Genomic DNA, 21,257 nt, shown 5'->3' with positions numbered 1-21,257 from the left:
ATCTCCTTTCAAGTTGCAAGAATATCTATCTATGAAATCCTAGTATTTTGTTTCTGATTGACCGGGATGGAAGCCCATTTAGGGGTATTATGTTTAATCTTTGATACGACAATCGTCATATCATCCTCAATTTGTCCAGATCTTGTTCTAATCACCTCTTCCATAATAATATCTGCAACTTCTTGTGGATCCTCCGTTTCCAAGTTTTTCACTTTCCTCTTCATCCAAACATCATAGTTTTCAACATGTTTAGGTCCTTCAAATACACCATCACTCATCATAATTAACAGGTCCCCAGCTTTTAATTGTTCTGAAACAACATCCACGTCAAACTCATAGAACATTCCCATTGGTAGATTACTTGCCTCAATTTTAAATATTTTATCTCCCCGCTTCACAAAGCTAGGGGTTGAGCCAATTTTAAGAAATTTTGATGAAGCATCTTGTAAATCAATCATCGCCAGATCAAGGGTTGAGAAAATTTCATCATTCGTTCGAAGAGATAGGATTGAATTTACCGCTTTAATGGCGACTTTCTCTTCAATTCCTGACTGAAGAATTTTCTGAAGTAACCGCAGTGTCTCATTACTTTCATAATGGGCCCTTTCTCCATTTCCCATCCCATCACTTATGGCTACTGCAAATTTCCCGGCACCTAATTCAATCATTGAAAAACTATCTCCTGATACTAATCCTCCTCCTTTGGCAGCGTGAGCCACCCCTGTTTCAACTACATAGGCTTTGGCTGATCGAAAAGTGACATGACAATACCCATTCGGGAAGGACGCACAATCCTCCTTATGAACAATAATCGTTTCTTCTAAAATATCCGAAAGCATTGGAGCAATCAGCTTCTCTCCCTCACCATGACCTCCACAATAAGGAATGGTCATATCAATATCAACGTTCCCTTGTTCTAAACTAAAAATTTCAACATTATCTATTTCAACCCCAAACTCCTGGAGAGCATCTAAAATTTGTTCTTCTTGTTTATGATGATTCTCTCTCTCCCTTTGAATCTCTTTCGCAAAGTCCCCCATGACTTCAGAAACACCTAGTAGTTGATCAGCCACAAGCTTTCTGCTTTCCTGAACCTGCTTTTTTAATTTAATATTTGCTTGATAATGTGTCAGCTCTTGATAGATGGCATCCTGAACTTTTTTCCCTCTTACACAATGAGCCTCAAGATTTCTTGCCACTTTATGCGATAATGGGATGTTTCCTTGATCAAATTCATACATGATATCCTTCATCAATCCATAGGTTTCATCAAAATTACGGGACCAGCATTGTTCCTTCTTAAAACAGGTTTGGCAGCTTTTTTCTGTTACATTACTTAGAAAATAATCCAATTCCTTTTCTTCATATTCTTCATCTTTACGCCCATCCATTTGAATAAAACTATTCGATAGCGCCTTGAAAACAGAGGAAAATTGTTCAACTCGATTAGCTGTAACATCACGCACCTTTCTCATATATTGTTGTTGCTCTTGTGCATACTCTGCAGTACCTGGAATATGTTTGGCCAATTTATTGGTTAAACTTTGTGGAGTTAGGAATAGTAATAGAATGGCGATACCCGATTCATATAATGTCTTAGTAAGTTCTGCTTCTCCCCCTCCATACATTCCCATCAACAAAGTGGCAATTAATAGACCGATTGCCGCTCCAAATTTCTTCCCTTCTTTCAATAACCCTCCTAATAAGCCAGCAAACGCAAGTAAACTCATTTGGTGGAAGCTTGCGACATTTGCTAAGCTAAAAATGAGTCCCGTGACGACGCCAACTGTAGAACCCATCGTCGCTCCGGCAATGAAACTAAATAATATCACTAGATACCTTGATAGAATATGTTCGACGGATAGTTCATAAACTGCCCAACCAATCGTTCCCGTCATAACAGACGATAGCAAAATAATTAAACTAACAACCTCTTCTGTCTTTAAAGACTTCTTTCTTCTATTCATCGATAATAAAGGAATACTTTGAATAAAGATTAATGTCAAAATAAAGGTCAGGGTCGCTTCTACTCCTGCCATGGCTCCGTTATAAATGGAAAGTAATTGCCCTTGTTGGATAAAATCAAAACCTAGCTTTACAAACAGAGATGTAAAGAAAACGAAAAATGGTAAGGTCTTAAAATCATCTTTTCTCCATTTTTGTGTCATACGAAAAACAATTAAGAATAGAATAGTATTACTAAAGGTATAAGCTATGTTAGGAATGGATAACGTTAATGAACCTGCAAGTAATCCTATTAACGCAATGGGTGCACGATCTCTTCTCACCATGTAGACGGAAGCAAAGAACGGGAGAGCAAAAGGAGTTAAGTGAGAGAGAATTAAAGCTCTGCCGAGAAGGAAACCAATTCCGAACAATAAAATTCCCTTCTGGATAAACAGCCATTCCAGTTTTCCCTGAAGATGCTTTACCCCTTTCGAAAACTCTACCTTAGTCCGCTCAATATCTACATTTCTCGTTGGCTCCATTACATTGTGTTCTGCTTTTTCCATGTAAATACAACTCCCTCATCTAGATATCTTGTTGCCATTATAAAGTGGACAAGCTCAGAAGTTTGTCAAAATGAGGAATGGAATTGCAAGAAAAGTTCGACTTCTTTCAGCGAAATCGATATTTTTTTGGGGAAACTTTTGTAAGATTTACTCATACTTTCTTAAGAAAATGATTAAAACCCTTATATACATGGGGCTCAATGATTTGACATTTTTCTAAAAAATATATTGACAAGTTTTTTATATGTATGTATTATTGAAATTGTGTTTTGAAAATATGGCGGTGTAGCTCAGCTGGCTAGAGCGTACGGTTCATACCCGTGAGGTCGGGGGTTCGATCCCCTCCGCCGCTACCATATATTTTACATGGCCCGTTGGTCAAGCGGTTAAGACACCGCCCTTTCACGGCGGTAACACGGGTTCGAATCCCGTACGGGTCATAAGAAAAGCGGAGCGCCTTGAACAAGCCTTCGTGATGGATAAATTCTATTTGTTCCTAAACAATCAGAATCTTTCTAAGACGCTGTCATATAAAATGACGGCGTCTTTTTGTTTTCTTGTATTTTCTGCTTTGGTTCTATCATGTGCTCGTCTCAAGTGCATGGTGTCAGTCCCTCCTATCTAAGAGTGACTCTTTGATGAAGCATGTATTCCATACTAATTTTATTAGGTTCTCTTAGGAGTGACGGACCCCTATGCTTATGAAGGGAGAGTGCTGTACTTCGTGATCGAAGTGAGTTTTTTGAAGGATGTTTGTTTCATGGTTTTTTAGATTGGGTGTTTCTACGTCTTATCTGTCCTGCTTTTGCTGTGTAAGAAAAAAGAAGGAGCGACTTATTATAAAGTCACTCCTTCTTTATCTCATTGGTTAACACCTGCTATATATAAATAGACAGCAAGTTATCCTCTTTTAGCACCTCTGCCTCCACGTCTTGATTCAGTTTGACGTTTCAGAGAGGATAGGCGATCTTCACTATCTTTTAAGAAACGTGCCATTTTTTGCTCAAAATTTTCTTTGTTATTTCGATTGTCATTTGCACGATTCTGACGCGGACGCTGCTGAGGACGTGATGGTCGTTGTGGCTGGTCCTTCGCTTTTCGAATTGATAAACCAATCTTGCCGTCACTCTCCACATTAATGACTTTTACTGTAACCTCGTCACCAACTTTTAAATGCTCATTAATGTCTTTTACATAATTGTCAGCAACTTCACTAATGTGAACAAGCCCTGTTGAGCCCTCCGGCAATTCCACGAACGCTCCAAAATTTGTAATCCCTGTTACCTTTCCCTGTAACTTGCTGCCTACTTCGATTGACATAAAAAGAATGCTCCTCCTTAGAATATTAAATAAACCTTACTATATATTATAGCCAATGAAAAAAAAGAGTGTCAATATGACGACTCTTCTTCCTCTTTTTTCTTTTCCTTTTCAGGGATATTAAAGATTACCTCTCCTTCGTCAGAAAAGAAGTAATCTCTGCGCGCAATCTTAGCTATATAGTCATCATCATTGAGTTTAACAATTTCTTCTTTCAATACTTTTTCTTGTTTTTCTAATTGTACCAATTTTTCTTCCAGTTTTTTCTTTTCTTCTTTTTTCTCTTCAAGAACGGAAGCACGAGATATGAGGGAAGAAATTAAAAACCCCGTCAAAGTAAAGGCAATTAGAAAGAATACAACAAGTCGACGGAATAATTTTTTCTTCCTGTTCATTCTTAATTTTTGTTTGCTTTCCTCATGACGGACATATGCATTTTCTATTGATGTCACGTTTTTCTTCTGATCACTCATCCTCAAACCTCCTTTACTCTTTCTTCTTTTTCTGGAACCATTTGTTCCATTTATTTTTTAAGCTTGTCTTAATTATTTTTACATATGGATCAAAAAATCCTGCCCATTTATTATATAACTTCTCGACGATGTTTTTAATATTTTTCGGCATAAAATGCCATATTAGCTTTCCAATCCAATAAAATGGCTTTAAGATTAATTTTACAAGAAATCCTATGATTTTAAAAATAAAAAGGATAAGTGACCATAGACTTTTCATTATAAAAAAAACTAAAGACACAATTAGAAATACTAGCCATTTTATAGGTGAATAGACCAGTTTTTTCAATACTTTAATGTTAAAATTATAGATCGATACGACCAATTTTATCATAATTTCTAATAAATGTAAATATTTCCTTTTTAGCAATGCTTGATAAGCGGAGAAACCACAAAGAAGGGCAAGAAAGATATAAATTCTTACTTCTCCAAAATTCACCGAAAATAAAATATAAAAAATCAAAAGGGCCTGTAAGATCCAAAACAAAAAGTCGTTTAGAAATACAAGCCATTTCTTTCGTGCTGAACGATTTAAAAATCGTTGGTACGTATCAAGCATTGCTCCAAACAAAGCCCCCATGCCAACCATTGCCAGCATAGTGTAAAATTGCGTTGTAAGAGTCATCGGAACAGCTTGCTAAAGAAGCCTTTAGCTTTCTCCCCACTCTGTTCGTCAAGATATACCATATCGAATACTTTCCCTTTAATCGAGACGATTCCCTTATCAACGTCTAAATTTTTCATTTGAAGATTCTGCCCTCGAATAGAGAGAAAACCCATAACCGTTTCCAATAGAAATTCCTCATTGTCGAAGCTTTCTACTTGTTTAACACCTGAAATATCTAAGAGTTTTCTCCCTCTCATCATGATGTCATGTTCTGGCGTTGTGCTTTTTTGGGATTGGTTCCCCTCGTAATATTGATTCATCTTTACATCCCTCACATTCACATAGTACAAGCTTTGTAACTATATTTATGTGAAAGAATGAAAAATAGAACTTTATATCTTCTTCCCAATCTAAATTGCGTAAAACTTAAAAAGCCTGTTCTTCGTCAATTCTTTCCTCTCGAACGATTGAATAAAGACTATTAGCATCCTCTTTTCTTGTTGTTTCTTGTAGTCTTTCAATCTTAACGGTTACTAGCTTTTGCCCAAATCGAACCTGAAGCTCATCGCCCACTTTTACATTTGAGCTCGCTTTCCCTTGAACTCCATTGATAGTAATTCTCCCTTGATCTGCTACCTCTTTTGCTAACGTACGCCGCTTAATTAAACGGGAGACTTTTAAAAATTTATCCAATCTCATTGTAGCCATTATTACACAACTCCTTATAAACCTTTATCTTTTGCTTCATTCCAGTATGCATCTAAATCTTCTAACGAGAAATCTTCTATTTTCTTGCCGATTTCCATTACTCTCTCTTGAACATAGGTAAACCTGCGATAAAACTTTTGGTTTGCGCTTGCCAGTGCCTCTTCTGGATGAATCGAATAAAAACGGGATAAATTTACAAGTGCAAAAAGGAGATCCCCGAACTCACTTAGCTGCTTGTGTCTATTGTCATTCGATATTTCTTCTTCGAATTCCTTTAATTCTTCCCAGACTTTTTGCCATGCCCCACTCGGATCTTTCCAATCAAATCCAACCTTTGCTGCTTTCTTTTGATATTCGTATGCCTGTATTAATGCGGGATAGCCTTTCGCGATTGCTTTTAATATGTTTTCATTTTTGCCGTCTCCGCTTTTTTCTTCTTGCTTAATTTGCTCCCAGTTAGAAACCACTTCGTCTGCATCCTCCACCTCGGTTGTTCCAAAAACATGCGGATGCCTTCTCACCATTTTCTCTGAGACTTTTTCAATGACATCTCGAATCGTAAACATTCCTTCATCTTCTCCGATTTGAGCATGAAGCATAATTTGAAGTAAGACATCTCCTAATTCTTCAATGATGTGATCAATATCATCCTCTTCAATGGCCTCTAAAAGCTCATAGGTCTCCTCTATTAAATATTTCTTTAAAGTATGATGTGTTTGCTTCTGATCCCATGGACAGCCTCCTGGCCCCCTTAAAGTCGAAATAATCGACTTAAGTGTTGTAAATTCTTTATATCTAGCTTCCATTTCATTCACCGGTGGTACATAAACACTCGTAAGGTTACTTAGTGAGGCTTCTCGATCAAGCTCATACAAGGAAACTTCTTTTACCATTTCATTCTGGCTACCTGCAGCTGTGACAATCTTCACCTTATAATCGTATGGGTAGAGTTCCATTAAAGTTAGCTTCACTTCAGAAGCTATGAAGGCATCATATACCTGACCAATAATAAGGTGTTGAGTCATCTTAATGTCTTCTAGCTGTAGCTGTGTGCCATCAAGCAACTGAAATCCTTCTATTGGGTCAGCCTTTACGGATGTAAAAAGAGCATCGATAAAACTTTGCCCTCCTCCTATCTCGAGCTGAATCGTCTGTTTACTTGCCTCGTCGATCAGCAGCTGTACCGTTTGTTCTGCTACAAGAGGATGACCAGGAACAGCATAAACAAGATCTGATTTTTGAGATTCCTTTATAAGAATTGCAACAATCTCTTCATAAACCTTTTGAAATTGATCATGTTTCTCGTAAATCGAATCAAAAGATTGATAGTGGATACTTTCCTTTTCTAAATCTTCGACAACAGGATGTTCTTTCGTTCTCAGATATAGGTTTTGGGTAGATTTTAACTCTCTATAAACACCCAACGGTAATTGTAAAAGATCTCCTGCCCCTAAACCAACAACGGTTATTTTATGGCTCATCTTTTTCACCCAACTCTCTTTTAAATTACTTCATTCTTTTTGAAATCGACATTAATTTTTCACCAAAAGGTAAAATAGACAACTCCTTGTATGTAAATACGTTTCTTTTTAAAGTAATGTATATATAAACCATAGCCCCCGCTGACACACCCGTTAAAGAGAAAATGGCCGCCATCGTTCTTTCATGGAAACCCTGTTCAATTGTTACGAAATAAAGGCTGCACCATAGTTGTAAAAAGATGGTCATCGCGGCTCCAGCAATCACCATTTTTCTATAAAGGTCCCAGTCTACTAATCGAAATCCAAAATGATGTCTTAGTTTTTTAATAAGCAAGATCGTTATAACGGTTAATGCTAGGATGGTGGCAACCGATGCTCCCATTGTAGTTAACAAAGGAACTAGTAATAGGTTTAAGATAAATTTCAAGATAACTCCAGATAATATGACGATGGCTGGATAATAAATATCACCTATTCCATGAAAGATTCCAGAAATCGTTATGATCATCGAACTAAACATGATGGCTAAGCAGAAAACAGCAATGACACCGGAGCCTTCTGCATTTTTAAAAAGCATCGTATTCATTGGTACAATAATGTTCATGATTCCAATCGAGGCAGCAAAGCCAACAAATAAACTAACTTTGAGAGCTAATTGCGTCTTCTCTTTCACTAAGTCCAATTTCTTTTTCTTATAAGCACTAGTAATCATTGGAACAAGCGTTAGTGAAAGGGAAGTAGCAACCACTGTCCCTAGTTGAACAAATGGCTGACCGCGATCATACACCCCTTTAAGCTTTTTTGCCAGCTCCTCTTCCATGCCTTGCTGTGTCAAGAGCATATAAACATTTAAAGAATCTATAAATTGCAGTAGAACTAACAACATCCCACTAATACATATAGCCGTTCCTTGAAAGAAAAGGGTCTTCCAAATTTTAATCATTTGACTATACTTTTGTGATTGAAAGGATGTTCCCAATTGATCTTTTCTTACCCAAACGAATGAAATCAAGACAAAGATTCCTGCCATTCCTCCTGTTAATGATCCAAATAAGGCACCTAAAGAAACGGTATAGAGAGAGTACCCACCGTATACTAGCCATGTGGAAAACACTAAGATTGTTGCAACTCTTATGAACTGCTCTGTTACTTGAGAAACAGCGGTTGGAAGCATATCTTCCTTTCCTTGATAGATCCCTCTTAGGATTGAAGTAAACGGAAGAATAAGAAACGAAACTGAAATCACCTTTATAAGCGGTGCTAGCTGTTCGTCCCCCATCATGGAAGCTAGGTATGGTGCACCAAAAAAAAGTAAAAGAAACCAGATGAAACTGATGATTAGAAGGAAAGAAAAAGAACTCCTTATAATAGTCGTCACTTCAACCGACTCGTGGTCCCCTTCCTTTTCAGCAATCATCCTAGAGACAATGACAGGAAACCCATATGTAGATAACGCCAGTACAATGCCATAAATGGGGTAAATTTGCTGGTAAATATAAAAACCTACGTCACCAACAATATTTTGGAAAGGCACTCGATATAACGCACTTAATATTTTTGTAAGTAAAGCACTAATCGTTAAAATCATTGCCCCTTTCATAAAATTCTTTGAACTAGGGTCATTCGGCAATATGTCTTTCCTGCCTTTCTATACATAATCGAATGTATTATAGCATATGATTCGGTTTATTTTCGTCTCGCCTGGTGTTTGAACATTGATACCTCAATTCTTTCATTTTGTAACTAGATGTTCTTTATAACTTTTCCCGAAAAAAAGAAGCGACAAAAGTCGCTTCTAATGATAGCTATTGTTCCATTTGTCTTGCTAAAAATCCAGCTGCCGTTTCTACTGCCTTTTGCTCTACTTCCCCAATTGTGCGATCTTTTGAGTAGATAGCAACCGCTCCAATTGGATCTCCATTTGCAATGATTGGTGCAATAGTGTAGGAAGATAACTCCTCATCAAGTCCATCTACTAATTGTGCTTGTCCTTGTTGAGTGTTAAGTACAGATGAACGGTCTTCCATTGTTTTTTCAATCAGATCACTGATACTCTTATTAAGATATTCTTTTTTGGAACTACCTGCAACGGCAATCACTGTATCGCGATCACATATGAGCACTGTACTTCCAAGACTATCATATAGGGCTTCTGCATACTCTCTTGAAAAATCACTTAATTCACTAATAGGAGAATACTTTTTAAGAATTACTTCGCCGTCTCGATCCACAAAAATTTCTAACGGATCTCCTTCTCGAATTCTTAAGGTCCTGCGAATCTCCTTTGGAATAACGACACGACCTAAATCATCAATACGACGAACAATACCAGTTGCTTTCATCTATAGTTGCCTCACTTTCATCAGATGATTTTTATTTAGTAATGAATCCTTGTATTTGAATTCTTTACTATTGTTGAAGTTAGTATCTTACATATGGGAAGTTCTATACACAAACAACTAATTTTTCTGTAATTTCGTTTTTGTTCTAGTTGAGGGTAATTTTTCCAGATTGGCAGCTGCATAATAACTAGTACCCTTATTGTACAAGACATAAACAAGTGAAACCGTTACATTTTGATTACAGAAATTTTTCCTTTTCAAGAATGAACTTCCTTTATTTTTTTGGTATTTTCCAGATTTTTTACGATATCGTAAGCAACCTGAAACCACTGGTTTGACGTCATTTTTGCTGTATTGATCGTAATTTTCAATTTTTGATTTTCCATTCCGAGACCGACTGCGCGTCCATGTTTATTACAAATATCAAAAACTTTTGAACCGTCAATTTCCTTTGTTCCCTCTTCCATCATCATAATCGTAATGATTTTTTTGTTTTGCTTAATGGATTCAAGCTCAGAACGATTAGCGTATATCTTCATTTCGGAAATTTGGAATAAGTAGGCAACTTCTTCTGGATATTCTCCAAATCGGTCGAGCATCTCTTCTCCTAGTTCTTCTACTTCTTGTAAAGTTGAAAGTGAGCGGAATCTTTTGTACATTTCTATCTTTTGGTGGCCATCTTTAATATATCGATCAGGGATATAGGCATCTATTTCGATATCTACTTCGAATGAAGCTTCCGTTTGCTTTGGAAGGTCACCTTTTCTTTCTTCAATTGCTTCCTTCAGCATTTGTGAATAAAGATCAAAACCAACAGAATCAATAAACCCATGCTGTTGAGCCCCTAATAAGTTACCCGCCCCGCGAATGGTGAGATCTCTCATCGCAATTTTAAAGCCCGACCCAAGTTCTGTGAATTCTTTTATGGCTTGTAATCTCTTTTCTGCTACTTCCGTTAACACTTTATCTTTACGGTAGGTGAAATAGGAATAAGCCACTCGGTTTGATCTTCCAACACGTCCTCTCAGTTGGTAAAGCTGTGAGAGACCCATACGGTCTGCATCATAAACAATAAGAGTGTTTACATTTGGAATATCTACTCCTGTTTCGATAATGGTTGTCGTAACGAGTACATCATACTCTCCATCTAAAAAGCTTAATATCACTGATTCAAGCTCATTTTCGCTCATTTGACCATGTGCATAGGCTACTCTAGCATCAGGAACAAGCATAGAAATTTCATCTGCTTTTCTTTCAATATCTTCGACACGATTATATAAGAAATACACTTGTCCCTCTCGAGCTAATTCCCGTTCAACAGCTTCTTTTATTAAACCTCCGTTGTACTCCATTACATATGTTTGAACCGGGAAACGGTTTTCTGGAGGTGTTTCAATAACGGATAAATCCCTAACTCCAAGCATCGACATGTGTAATGTTCTTGGTATAGGGGTGGCAGTTAACGTCAGAACATCAATATTCGTCTTTAACTGCTTGATCTTTTCTTTATGAGTCACTCCAAAACGTTGTTCTTCATCAATAATAAGAAGACCTAGATCACGGTATTGAATATCTTTAGATAACAGTCGGTGGGTGCCCACCACGACATCAATCGTTCCCGCCTTTATTGCCTTCGTCGTTTCTGTTTGCTGTTTTTTCGTTCGGAATCGGCTCAATAAGCCAACTTCAATTGGGAAATCTTGAAATCGCTCTTTCATCGTTTCATAATGCTGTTGGGCTAAAATTGTAGTAGGAACAAGAATGGCTACTTGTTTCCCATCCGAAACTGCTTTAAAAGCGGCTCTAATAGCTACTTCTGTTTTTCCATAGCCTACATCACCACATAATAAACGGTCCATAGGTCTTTCTTTTTCCATGTCCAATTTGATTTCACGAATGGAACGATCTTGATCTTCTGTTTCTTGATAAGGAAAAGCTGATTCAAACTCCCTTTGCATTTCTCCATCAGGACTAAAAGCATAACCTTTAGCCGCTTCTCGTTCTGCATAAAGTTTAATAAGATCATCTGCAATATCTTGAACAGATGATTGGACTTTGCTTTTCACTTTCTTCCATTCAGATCCGCCTAACTTGTATAGCTTAGGATCTTTATTTTCGGATCCGACATACTTTTGAACAAGATCGATTTGGTCAACTGGAACATATAGCTTATCGTTTCCTTGATAACGAATATGAAGATAATCTTTGTGTACTCCATTAATCTCTAGCGTTTCAATTCCAAGATATTTCCCTATCCCGTGATTCACATGTACAACATGATCGCCGGTTTTTAACTCGGAGTAACTTTTAATTCTCTCGGCATTAGAGAGTTTTTGTCTTCTTGGAGCTTTTTTAGACTTTTTATTAAATAGCTCTTCCTCTGTAATGACCGCTAATTTCATCATCGGCAGCTCAAATCCGCTATTTAAACTTCCATGAATAATTTGGGCCTTTCCAATTAAGAGTTTATTAGGATCTTCCACATGTGCTACTTCAATATCATAATCATTAAGAACACGTTGAAGCTTTTTAATTCTCTCTTCATCAGGACCTAATAAAACAAGAGTATAGTTTCCTTTTTTCCATCGGTCCAATTCCGTTTTTAACACATGCATTTGTCCATGAAAGCTTTGCATTGGCTTACATGAGATATTAAATATATTTTGTGGGCTTGTATTCGGAATATGCCTTAAAAAGACGGAAAAGTATACTTTAGGAAGAGTTGTTTTTCCAATTATCTTGGAAAGATGGTGAGAGACTGTGAGATCATGAACCACTTTTCCTTCTTGTAATAAAGATGTATACCAATCGGCTTCTTCTGCATCCAAAGACTCGCTCATTTCTTGAATACGGCTAAATTCATCGAGAAATACAAATCCATTAGAAGGTAAATAGTCTACTAAACTATTATCGTCTGGATATGCAAGTGATAGATACTTGAAGATTTGCTCTGGAATTTGACCATTTTGGAGCTGCTCCAATTCGTAGCTAATATTTTGAGTTAATTTTTCTTTTACATCAGCCGCTTTTACCTTTTTTAAACTATTGGACAAACCTTTTTCGAGCCCATGAATAACTCTCTCTATATGGTTCGTTTCTAAAATAACCTCTGACGCGGGACCAATTTCAATGCTAGTTAATTTATCGATCGATCGTTGGTCCTCAATCGAAAACGTTCGAATTGAATCAACCTCCGTATCGAATAACTCAATCCGTACTGGGTCGGATGTTGTCAAAGGATAAATATCTAATATTCCTCCTCGGATACTAAATTCACCTGGAGTATTCACCATTTCGGATCTTATATATCCCATTTTAATTAATTGATTTAAAGTAGTCTCGATCTCGAGATCTGAACCAAGGGAGATTGGCAGCTGATACTTTTTCCATAGATTTTGTGGTGGCAGCACCTTTCTTAGACCTGCTATTGGAACAACATAAATCCCTGTTGAACCCGCTGCCAATTTATTCAGCACTTCAATTCTTTGAGACTTCAGTTCAGGACTAGCAATACTTAATTCTGCTGCAATCAATTCATTTGCTGGATATAAGAATACTTCGTCTTCTGAAAGAAATTGAAGTAAATCATCATATACTTTCTGTGCTTGTAAAAGATTATGTGTGACAACAAGAATCGTTTTCTCTGTTTTTTGATACACAGATGCAATATAAACACTTCGGGAAGAGCCTGATAAACCAGCGACTAGCTGTTCTTGTAGACCTTCTTCTACACCTGTTACCATTGATTGTATATCTTCGTTTTTATGTGCAATTTCTAAAATACCCTTCAATGAATGCTCCTCCCCTCTCTATAACCTTTTGATTACTAGTTAAAAAGAGCGTTATTTTTTGTTCCTAGATAGGCAGCAAAAACGGGGGATGACCCTCTGGCCAACCCCTTTCTAATGAATTATATAATCTGACTGGTGAAAGTCTGGATTCCGATTTAGAGCTTCATGACAGTCTTCACATATTGTCTTTATCCTGATATCACCGTTTTGTTCATATGAAATCATTTCTAGACGGTCTTCATCTGTTAATTTATGAAGGCCAATCTGTTCAGAGTGTACAGATGTTTGTGAAAGAGTCCCAACATTTGTACCACAATGACGACATTTGTAATGAATCGCCATTTTACAGAGTCCTCCTTTAAACACTTTTAAAATTAGTATAAACGTGTTTAAAGTGAGTTATACAATTGTATGCTAATTATATTCATTCATTACTTCTATAAAAGGTTTTTCAAGCCAACTTTCACAAGCTTTAACACTTTTTTGGATCGCTTCATTCATGACATCTTGTTCTTCACCTGTAAATTTTCCTAACACATAGTCTGAAATAGACATCCCATTAGTTGGTCGGTCTATCCCCACCCGAATTCGATTAAAATTTTGCGCACCAAGATGAGCAATAGTGGATTTTATTCCATTATGCCCTCCCGCACTTCCTTTTTGTCTTAAGCGAATTCTTCCAACCGGTAAATCTAAATCATCATAGATCACTAATAAGTTTTCGATTGGAATGTCAAAGTAATCCATAAATGGTCTGATGCTTTCTCCGGATAAGTTCATATATGTAAGCGGTTTTAACAAAATCGCTTTTTCACCATTATGATGTATTGTGGTATAAACACCTTTAAACTTGGTCTGATTTAGTGTAGTTTGGTTTGCATTAGCTAGTTCATCTATAATTTCAAATCCGATGTTATGTCTTGTTCTGTCAAAACGTGGACCTGGATTTCCTAGCCCTACTATTATCTTCATAATATCCACCTCTTTTTCCTGCATATCATTAGCATAAACTATAAAAGGCGCAACCCGCAAAGAGTTACGCCAAAAAAATTATTTATTCTTTCGAATCGCTTTCATCACTTGCCTTCGTTTCTCTTCCTTCTTCATTTTCAGGTTGACCAGCTTCCTGCTCTTCACCTGAACTAATTTCTTCTTCCTGTCTAGGTGCCAATACAGAAGCAATGGTGGTTTCATCTTCAGAATTAATCTCAATTGAGTAGTTCTTCTTAACGTCTCCAATCGTAATGGTATCTCCAACTTCTAAGGATGAAATGTCCACTTGAATGGAATCTGGAATATCATTTGGTTTCGCCGTTACGGATACCTCATGTAAGGATTGTTGAAGAACTCCTCCATCTTTTTCCCCACTGGATTCCCCAACAAGTTCAATACGGACATCTGCATCAATTTCAGCTGACATATTAACGGCTAAAAAATCAATATGGATGATTTGATCTTTTAAATAATCCTCCTGATAATCATTTAAGATCACATTCTGTTTCTTTCCATTAATATCAAGTGAGATAATTCCGTTACGCCCTGACTCTCTTATTGTTTTGATAAATTCTATTGAATCAACGTACACGGGAGTATTTTCGACTTTATATCCATATACTACAGCTGGTATATTTCCTTCATGACGTAATTTTGTTAAGGATGAACGTTTAAAATCATTTCGATTATTCGCTTTTAATTCAATGGCCATCTTAACTCCAACACCTTCCTCATTATTCTATATATTTGTCTATATATAAAATTACCCTAAATGAAAGATGATTAAACATTTTTTAGGAAAGTTCTTTTATTGAAGGGACTTTGAGGGAAGGGAAGTTACGAATCAAAGCTCTATATAGGTGTGGAAACGCTAGGCTTACTTATTTGTCCATTTTCAGTAATAATTTGTCCGTAACCCGGATTAATTTCTCCGTTAGCCGCTATATATTGACCGTTCGACATATATCGACCAGTAAAGCCGCCTTCATCCTGACTCCATAAGAATAGCCAAGAAAGTCGCCTTTCTTGGCTCGGTATAGAAATTAATCAAATAGAGTACTTACAGATTGCTGTTCATATACACGAATAATGGCTTCTCCAATAAGTGGAGCTACTGATAGCTGAGAAATTTTACCGATTAATTTGTCTTCATTAAGTGGAATCGAGTTTGTAACCACTAATTCTTTAATCTTAGAATTATCGATTCTTTCGATTGCTGGTCCTGACAGTACCGGATGTGTACAGCATGCATAAACCTCTTTTGCTCCATTTTCTACAAGAGCATTAGCAGCTAATGTAATCGTACCGGCTGTATCAATGATATCGTCAATAAGGATAGCAATTTTGCCATCGATGTTACCGACAATATTCATTACTTCAGCAACATTTGGCTTTGGTCTCCGCTTATCGATTATAGCTATCGGCGCTTTCATTCTTTCCGCTAACTTACGTGCTCTCGTTACTCCTCCGTGATCAGGAGATACGATCACAATATCGTCGTTATTAAAGCCTTTTTCTAGGAAATACTCACCCAGGATTGGAACACCCATAAGATGATCAATAAGAATATCAAAGAAACCTTGAATTTGTGGTGCATGCAGGTCGAGCGTGATGACACGCGTAGCTCCAGCAGTTTCAAGAAGATTTGCTACTAATTTTGCGGTAATTGGTTCACGAGCACGAGCTTTACGGTCTTGTCTTGCATAGCCATAATAAGGCATAACGATGTTAATCGTTTTAGCTGACGCACGCTTAAGAGCATCAACCATAATTAAGAGTTCCATCAGGTTTTCGTTTACTGGTGAACAAGTGGATTGAATAACAAATACGTCACAACCGCGAATACTCTCCTCAATATTGATTTGAATTTCACCATCACTGAATTGTTTTACTGTACATTGACCTAGTTCGACTCCAACTTCTTGAGCAATTTCTGCTGCTAAGGATTGATTGGAATTTAAAGAGAAAATCTTCAACTTTGAATTTAAATAAGAATTGGGCATGATGGACCTCCATTTATTTCTTATGATTTAATTTCTCTACATAATTTTCTTTATTCACTTGTCTTGCTCTTGCAATCGACAGAGACTCACCTGGTACATCATCTGTAATCGTGGAACCTGCTGCAATATAAGCTCCTTTTCCAACTGTTACAGGCGCTACTAAGTTAGAGTTACATCCAACAAACACACCGTCCTCAATCTTCGTTAGAAACTTGTTTTTTCCATCATAATTAACGGTAATCGACCCACAGCCTAAATTAACATCTTTCCCAACTTCCGCATCACCAATATAACTTAGATGTGAGGCTTTGCTACCTTTACCGAAAGTAGATTTCTTTACTTCCACGAAATTACCAATCTTGACTTCATCTTCAATAGTAGAAAGAGGACGAATATGGGCAAATGGACCAATCGTTACATCCGCTCCTATTGAACTATTGTGAGCAACTGATTGCTTAATATGAGTACGATTCCCAATGACGCTATCCTGAACCTCTGTATAAGGACCAACAATAGCATCTTCCCCAATTTCTGTATTTCCTGAAAGAACTGTTCCAGGATGAATGATCGTATCTCTTCCAATCTTCACATCTGGACCAATATACGTATTCGCTGTATCTAGGATTGTAACACCGTTTCGCATATGCTCTTCGTTAATTCTTCTTTTCATGACCTGTTCTGCTTGTGATAATGCTACTCGATCATTAACTCCAAGTGTCTCTTCAAACTCAGAGGTTTGATAAGCACTGACAATCTCGCCATTGGATTGTAGAATTTCAATGACGTCCGGAAGATAATATTCACCTTGAACATTATCATTTGAGACCTTTTTCAACGCTTCAAAAAGAGCTTTATTATCAAAACAATAAGTTCCTGTATTAATTTCTTTTACTTTTCGTTCATCTGCTGAAGCATCCTTGTGTTCCACTATTCTTTCAACATGGCCTTGTTCGCTCCGAATAATTCTACCATACCCATCTGGCTTTTCTGTATAGCCTGTAAGGATTGTCGCTTTCGCCTTCACCTCTTCATGATGGTTTAAAAGCGCTTCCATTGTTTCAGCTTTAATAAGCGGCGTGTCGCCACACACTACAAGCGTGACACCATCTAACTCAGATAGAGTATTCTCAGATTGCATTACGGCATGGGCAGTTCCTAATTGTTCCTCTTGCAGGGCAAAATCACTCTTACCTTGTAGATGTGATTTAACCAAATCTGCTCCATGACCAATAACAGTAACCATTTTATCTATATTGAGTGCTGAGATTTGATCGACAACATGTTCTACCATTGGCTTGCCACATACAGGGTGAAGTACTTTATATAGCTTTGATTTCATTCTCGTGCCCTGTCCTGCAGCTAAAATAACGGCATATCTTTTTGTCATATAGGGGCCTCCAATAACCTTTTTATCCATAACGAATATATCTTAAATACTCAATGATTTCAAGAAAACTAATGAATATACATATTTTTGTCAATTAGTAAAGTTGATGTCCCCTATAGATAAACAAACCTATCTATAGTGCTGATTCGCTGAGTGAACCAGAAAGACGAATCTACTGAGGAGAATAGATAAGTGGCATGACGCTGAGGAAACTAGAAGAAATAAAGGTATTAAAGGAGCATTGTGTTAAAATCTACAAATTATAGTATAAGTTAGATATTATGAGCACTGAAGAACTACAGTTAGGCGAATGAGAAAAAACAAAAAAGAGCCTTGCAGAAAAATAAGGCTCTTGTTGTAAATTATTTAATTATGAAGCCCCAGCTTCTTCTAGTTCTACTTCTTCTATCTCACCCAAACGATGATACTCCGTTAAAACAGCATCTTGGATTTTTCCACGAGTACCCGAGTTAATCGGATGAGCAATATCCCGGAATTCTCCATCTGGAGTTCTTTTACTCGGCATAGCCACAAATAAGCCATTATTCCCATCAATAACACGAATATCATGAACAACAAACTCGTTGTCAAGTGTAATAGAAGCAATAGCTCTCATGCGACCATCCGTATTAACGCGGCGTAATCTTACATCAGTTACTTCCATTTTGTTCACCACCTTTTTCCCTAGATGAATTCTACTTTATGTATTCAACGAATTATTAGATATTCCTGCTTCAATTGTAAAATATTTTGAAAAATTTAATAATAATTTTAAAGAAAGGCTCTTTTCTAAAAGTTTGTTGCTTTTAACAATATTGAAAACGAAGAGTGGATTGGAGCGGCAAGGCCTGCGGGATGCAGAGAAAAAGTCGAGACCCCGCAGACGGAACGGCAAGGAGGCTTGACTTCCTCCCCGCGGAAAGGAACGGTCAACGGTCAAATGTTTATTCTCAAAAAACAACAATCTTATAAAAAATAGTCAAAATAAAAAAAGCTCGTGATTATTTCACGAGCGCTACTACTTCAATCTCGACAAGTACGTCTTTTGGTAGACGAGATACTTCTACACAGGATCTAGCCGGTTTATGAGCGTTAAAATATTCACCATAGACTTCATTAATAGCAGCAAAATCATTCATATCTTTAATGAAAACAGTTGCTTTAACTACTGATTCGAACGTAGCACCTGCTTCATTTAATACAGCTTCTAGATTTTGAAATACTTGATGAGTTTGTGCTGTTACATCTCCACTAACCATTTCGCCACTCGCCGTTAATGGAATTTGCCCTGAGCTATAAAACAGATTATTTACAATCATCCCTTGAGAGTATGGACCAATTGCAGCTGGTGCTTTTGTAGTAGATACGACTTTCATATCAATTCCTCCTCAACTTAAAAAAGTAGTGTCTGAAGTAAAATAGTTTCCCTCTGATACGGTGATACTTTTTTCTTTTTCATTTACATCTGTTAATTTTGTTAATGAAATATAGTCATCTACTAAACGTTCATCAACATTTTCAGATTCAACTAGTACAGCCATTCCTGAAACGGTCGCGGAAAACTCCTCTAATAAGTTTTTCATCCCATTCACCGTTCCGCCGGCTTTCATGAAGTCGTCTACGATCAAAACCTTTGATCCTTCTTTAAGACTTCTTTTCGAAAGGACCATCGTTTGGATTCGTTTTGAAGAACCTGATACATAATTAATACTTACTGTCGATCCTTCTGTCACCTTACTATCTCTTCGAACAATAACCACAGGGACATTTAAGTGACTTGCAATGGCATTGGCAATTGGAATCCCCTTAGTCGCCACTGTCATAATGACATCGATCTCTTTCTCTGCATAAGCAGAAGCTAACAGCCTTCCTACCTTGTTCATTAAGGATGGGTTTCCTAATAAGTCGGTCAAATAAAGATACCCTCCAGGTAGTAAGCGATCCGCGTTACCAAGATGAGTGATTAATTCCGATACCATCTTCTTAGCATCATCACGATTCACTTTTGTTATATATTTTACACCACCAGATGCCCCTGGTACAGTTTGTAAGTTTCCAATACCTCTTTGCTCGAAGGTTTCTTTAATAATGGCCAGATCCTCACTAATAGATGATTTAGCCGATCCATATCTTTCAGCAAAAAAAGTAAGAGGAACTAATTCATGCGGGCGCTCAAGTAAAAAATGCGTTATATCTATTAAACGTTCACTACGTTTAAATTTCACTTCAAAGTAACCTCCTGTAAAATCCGAATGTTTTAATTAAATATTATCATCAATATACGGATTTAAGCAAGTGGGTTTCGTTCTCCCATCATTCTAACTGCAAAAACCTGATCACAAAATCCTCTTAGCCCATTATAAACTCTTTGAACCTTAGATTCGAATTGAACAAGACCGAATACTGTAGGTCCACTTCCGCTCATTAAAACTGCATCAGCTCCAAAACGTTCCATCTGCTCTTTGATCTGAGCTACTTCAGGGTGCATAGATAAGGTAACACTTTCTAATACATTTCCTAAGTTTTGACACATGTAATCATAGTCTTCTGTTTTTAACGAATGAATCATTTCATGCGTGTGCGGATGTTCAATTGCAGCGACATTTAAATTTTTATATACGTCCGCTGTCGACACCCCTATTGTTGGTTTCGCCAATATAACCCAACAGTTCGGCGGAGCAGGTAAGTGTTGAATCATCTCTCCCCTACCTGTTGCAAGTGCTGTCCCCCCGTATACACAAAAAGATACATCAGAACCAATTTCCGATCCGAGCTTGGCCAATTCTTCTAATGAAAGCCCTAAGTCCCATAGTTGATTAAGTCCTCTAAGTGTCGCAGCAGCATCACTGCTTCCACCTGCTAAACCTGCAGCCACTGGAATGACTTTATCAATAGAAATGGCAACTCCTTTTTTAATTTGTAGACGATCCTTAAGCAATCGCGCCGCTTGATAGGCTAAGTTTCGTTGATCGTCCGGAACAAATCGATTATGGGAAAGGATTCTAATAACATCTTCTTCTAATTGTGTTAGCTCTATTCGGTCAGCCAAATCAATCGTTGTCATGACCATCTCCACTTCATGAAATCCATCTTTTCTTTTATGTAGAACATCAAGTGAAAGATTGATCTTGGCAGGAGCCTTTACTAAAGTCTTCAAATTTCCATCACCTACTTACTATACGTTTAACTTTAGACTATTTTAGCACATTACTCTTCAATACAGGATACTTTCCTCCGTTATGTAATTGATTATTTGAATCATATTAAAATCACACTTTTTTACTTTAAAAATAATGGAAGTCACAGAACGGGATAAAAGAAAAAGAGGAAAGGCCGTTCAGACCTTCCTCTAATTGCGGCACAAATATTGATAACGTAAACGTAAAGAATGAATTTTGGTTACAAAGCTAATTATTTTTGGAGCTGCTGTTCTGCAAGCTGAATGGCTCTTTTCACCATATTACCAGCATCTCTAGATCGAATGCCGCCCCAACCCTCTTGTTGGACAACATCATAAAACCCTAAGTCTTTCGCCAACTCTTCTTTAAACTGGTCAGACATAATTCCTCTTCTTCTGCCCACTGTTTATCCCCCCAAATA

Annotated in this window: 21 protein-coding genes and 2 tRNA genes; 2 read left to right on the top strand and 21 right to left on the bottom strand. The window is 37.2% G+C overall.

Translation table 11 applies throughout. The annotated features are described in order from the left end of the window. Positions 1–29: 29 nt before the first annotated feature. Positions 30–2,513 (bottom strand): stage II sporulation protein E, encoded by a 2,484-nt coding sequence (gene spoIIE, locus JOC86_RS23340; protein ID WP_205175807.1) that lies wholly within the window; start codon positions 2,511–2,513, stop codon positions 30–32. Between the two features lie 279 nt (positions 2,514–2,792). Between spoIIE and JOC86_RS23335 the strand changes: the two genes are divergently transcribed. Together JOC86_RS23335 and JOC86_RS23330 are read left to right on the top strand one after the other, a co-directional pair. Continuing rightward, a tRNA-Met gene (locus JOC86_RS23335) sits at positions 2,793–2,869 on the top strand. 12 nt (positions 2,870–2,881) lie between these two features. Continuing rightward, a tRNA-Glu gene (locus JOC86_RS23330) sits at positions 2,882–2,953 on the top strand. 460 nt (positions 2,954–3,413) lie between these two features. On the opposite strand, the gene JOC86_RS23325 is transcribed toward JOC86_RS23330, so the two are convergent. The 20 genes from JOC86_RS23325 to JOC86_RS23230 form a co-directional block, all read right to left on the bottom strand. Further along, positions 3,414–3,833: a S1 domain-containing RNA-binding protein gene (locus tag JOC86_RS23325; protein ID WP_205175805.1), complete on the bottom strand. Its 420-nt coding sequence runs from the start codon at positions 3,831–3,833 to the stop codon at positions 3,414–3,416. A 71-nt stretch (positions 3,834–3,904) separates the two neighbouring features. Beyond that, positions 3,905–4,306: an FtsB family cell division protein gene (locus tag JOC86_RS23320; RefSeq protein ID WP_205175803.1), complete on the bottom strand. Its 402-nt coding sequence runs from the start codon at positions 4,304–4,306 to the stop codon at positions 3,905–3,907. A 13-nt stretch (positions 4,307–4,319) separates the two neighbouring features. Beyond that, positions 4,320–4,970, bottom strand: coding sequence for a spore cortex biosynthesis protein YabQ (gene yabQ / locus JOC86_RS23315; protein ID WP_205175794.1), 651 nt, complete (start codon positions 4,968–4,970; stop codon positions 4,320–4,322). Next, positions 4,967–5,272 (bottom strand): sporulation protein YabP, encoded by a 306-nt coding sequence (gene yabP / locus JOC86_RS23310; RefSeq protein ID WP_205175784.1) that lies wholly within the window; start codon positions 5,270–5,272, stop codon positions 4,967–4,969. Before yabP ends, yabQ begins: the two co-directional genes overlap by 4 nt. Positions 5,273–5,378: 106 nt before the next feature. Next, positions 5,379–5,651 (bottom strand): RNA-binding S4 domain-containing protein, encoded by a 273-nt coding sequence (locus tag JOC86_RS23305; RefSeq protein WP_205175882.1) that lies wholly within the window; start codon positions 5,649–5,651, stop codon positions 5,379–5,381. Between the two features lie 23 nt (positions 5,652–5,674). Further along, positions 5,675–7,141: a bifunctional methyltransferase/pyrophosphohydrolase YabN gene (yabN, locus tag JOC86_RS23300; RefSeq protein ID WP_205175776.1), complete on the bottom strand. Its 1,467-nt coding sequence runs from the start codon at positions 7,139–7,141 to the stop codon at positions 5,675–5,677. A gap of 25 nt (positions 7,142–7,166) precedes the next feature. Further along, positions 7,167–8,741 carry a putative polysaccharide biosynthesis protein gene (locus JOC86_RS23295; protein WP_205175767.1) on the bottom strand — a complete coding sequence of 525 codons (1,575 nt, stop codon included), beginning with the start codon at positions 8,739–8,741 and terminating at the stop codon, positions 7,167–7,169. A 205-nt stretch (positions 8,742–8,946) separates the two neighbouring features. Then, positions 8,947–9,483 (bottom strand): stage V sporulation protein T, encoded by a 537-nt coding sequence (gene spoVT / locus JOC86_RS23290; RefSeq protein WP_205175765.1) that lies wholly within the window; start codon positions 9,481–9,483, stop codon positions 8,947–8,949. Positions 9,484–9,600: 117 nt separating this feature from the next. Further along, positions 9,601–9,744, bottom strand: coding sequence for a hypothetical protein (locus JOC86_RS23285; RefSeq protein ID WP_205175756.1), 144 nt, complete (start codon positions 9,742–9,744; stop codon positions 9,601–9,603). Then, positions 9,741–13,274 carry a transcription-repair coupling factor gene (gene mfd, locus JOC86_RS23280; protein ID WP_205175754.1) on the bottom strand — a complete coding sequence of 1,178 codons (3,534 nt, stop codon included), beginning with the start codon at positions 13,272–13,274 and terminating at the stop codon, positions 9,741–9,743. Before mfd ends, JOC86_RS23285 begins: the two co-directional genes overlap by 4 nt. Before the next feature lie 111 nt (positions 13,275–13,385). Beyond that, positions 13,386–13,616, bottom strand: a complete 231-nt coding sequence (locus JOC86_RS23275; RefSeq protein ID WP_205175747.1) for an anti-sigma-F factor Fin — start codon at positions 13,614–13,616, stop codon at positions 13,386–13,388. Between the two features lie 72 nt (positions 13,617–13,688). Further along, positions 13,689–14,246 (bottom strand): aminoacyl-tRNA hydrolase, encoded by a 558-nt coding sequence (gene pth, locus JOC86_RS23270; protein ID WP_205175745.1) that lies wholly within the window; start codon positions 14,244–14,246, stop codon positions 13,689–13,691. A gap of 82 nt (positions 14,247–14,328) precedes the next feature. Continuing rightward, positions 14,329–14,979 (bottom strand): 50S ribosomal protein L25/general stress protein Ctc, encoded by a 651-nt coding sequence (locus JOC86_RS23265; RefSeq protein ID WP_205175743.1) that lies wholly within the window; start codon positions 14,977–14,979, stop codon positions 14,329–14,331. Between the two features lie 331 nt (positions 14,980–15,310). Further along, entirely contained in the window at positions 15,311–16,270 is a 960-nt protein-coding gene (locus JOC86_RS23260; RefSeq protein ID WP_205175741.1) for a ribose-phosphate diphosphokinase, read from the bottom strand. A 13-nt stretch (positions 16,271–16,283) separates the two neighbouring features. After that, the gene (gene glmU, locus JOC86_RS23255; protein ID WP_205175739.1) at positions 16,284–17,657 is read right to left on the bottom strand and encodes a bifunctional UDP-N-acetylglucosamine diphosphorylase/glucosamine-1-phosphate N-acetyltransferase GlmU; all 1,374 of its coding nucleotides are present in this window, start codon (positions 17,655–17,657) and stop codon (positions 16,284–16,286) included. 370 nt (positions 17,658–18,027) lie between these two features. Then, on the bottom strand, positions 18,028–18,321 hold the full coding sequence (spoVG, locus tag JOC86_RS23250; RefSeq protein ID WP_205175738.1) for a septation regulator SpoVG: 294 nt from the start codon (positions 18,319–18,321) through the stop codon (positions 18,028–18,030). 337 nt (positions 18,322–18,658) lie between these two features. Beyond that, entirely contained in the window at positions 18,659–19,033 is a 375-nt protein-coding gene (locus JOC86_RS23245; RefSeq protein ID WP_205175728.1) for a RidA family protein, read from the bottom strand. A gap of 12 nt (positions 19,034–19,045) precedes the next feature. Continuing rightward, complete coding sequence (purR, locus tag JOC86_RS23240; RefSeq protein WP_205175726.1) at positions 19,046–19,882, bottom strand: pur operon repressor; 837 nt, start codon at positions 19,880–19,882, stop codon at positions 19,046–19,048. 62 nt (positions 19,883–19,944) lie between these two features. Then, positions 19,945–20,814, bottom strand: a complete 870-nt coding sequence (gene ispE, locus JOC86_RS23235; RefSeq protein WP_205175724.1) for a 4-(cytidine 5'-diphospho)-2-C-methyl-D-erythritol kinase — start codon at positions 20,812–20,814, stop codon at positions 19,945–19,947. Between the two features lie 254 nt (positions 20,815–21,068). Next, the gene (locus JOC86_RS23230) at positions 21,069–21,239 is read right to left on the bottom strand and encodes a small, acid-soluble spore protein, alpha/beta type (RefSeq protein ID WP_205175722.1); all 171 of its coding nucleotides are present in this window, start codon (positions 21,237–21,239) and stop codon (positions 21,069–21,071) included. Positions 21,240–21,257: the final 18 nt, after the last annotated feature.

This window comes from Rossellomorea pakistanensis (assembly GCF_016908495.1).
In the GTDB taxonomy this organism is placed as follows: Bacteria; Bacillota; Bacilli; order Bacillales; family Bacillaceae_B; genus Rossellomorea; species Rossellomorea pakistanensis.
Note: the sequence above shows the minus strand (reverse complement) of the source record. Positions and strands in the feature narration are given on the sequence as shown.

Bases quoted from the DNA above. Each gene is read 5' to 3' on its own strand.
- spoIIE (WP_205175807.1), bottom strand. From the start codon at position 2,513: ATGGAAAAAGCAGAACACAATGTAATGGAGCCAACGAGAAATGTAGAT.
- JOC86_RS23325 (WP_205175805.1), bottom strand. From the start codon at position 3,833: ATGTCAATCGAAGTAGGCAGCAAGTTACAGGGAAAGGTAACAGGGATT.
- JOC86_RS23320 (WP_205175803.1), bottom strand. From the start codon at position 4,306: ATGAGTGATCAGAAGAAAAACGTGACATCAATAGAAAATGCATATGTC.
- yabQ (WP_205175794.1), bottom strand. From the start codon at position 4,970: ATGACTCTTACAACGCAATTTTACACTATGCTGGCAATGGTTGGCATG.
- yabP (WP_205175784.1), bottom strand. From the start codon at position 5,272: ATGAATCAATATTACGAGGGGAACCAATCCCAAAAAAGCACAACGCCA.
- JOC86_RS23305 (WP_205175882.1), bottom strand. From the start codon at position 5,651: ATGAGATTGGATAAATTTTTAAAAGTCTCCCGTTTAATTAAGCGGCGT.
- yabN (WP_205175776.1), bottom strand. From the start codon at position 7,141: ATGAGCCATAAAATAACCGTTGTTGGTTTAGGGGCAGGAGATCTTTTA.
- JOC86_RS23295 (WP_205175767.1), bottom strand. From the start codon at position 8,741: ATGAAAGGGGCAATGATTTTAACGATTAGTGCTTTACTTACAAAAATA.
- spoVT (WP_205175765.1), bottom strand. From the start codon at position 9,483: ATGAAAGCAACTGGTATTGTTCGTCGTATTGATGATTTAGGTCGTGTC.
- JOC86_RS23275 (WP_205175747.1), bottom strand. From the start codon at position 13,616: ATGGCGATTCATTACAAATGTCGTCATTGTGGTACAAATGTTGGGACT.
- pth (WP_205175745.1), bottom strand. From the start codon at position 14,246: ATGAAGATAATAGTAGGGCTAGGAAATCCAGGTCCACGTTTTGACAGA.
- JOC86_RS23265 (WP_205175743.1), bottom strand. From the start codon at position 14,979: ATGGCCATTGAATTAAAAGCGAATAATCGAAATGATTTTAAACGTTCA.
- JOC86_RS23260 (WP_205175741.1), bottom strand. From the start codon at position 16,270: ATGCCCAATTCTTATTTAAATTCAAAGTTGAAGATTTTCTCTTTAAAT.
- glmU (WP_205175739.1), bottom strand. From the start codon at position 17,657: ATGACAAAAAGATATGCCGTTATTTTAGCTGCAGGACAGGGCACGAGA.
- spoVG (WP_205175738.1), bottom strand. From the start codon at position 18,321: ATGGAAGTAACTGATGTAAGATTACGCCGCGTTAATACGGATGGTCGC.
- JOC86_RS23245 (WP_205175728.1), bottom strand. From the start codon at position 19,033: ATGAAAGTCGTATCTACTACAAAAGCACCAGCTGCAATTGGTCCATAC.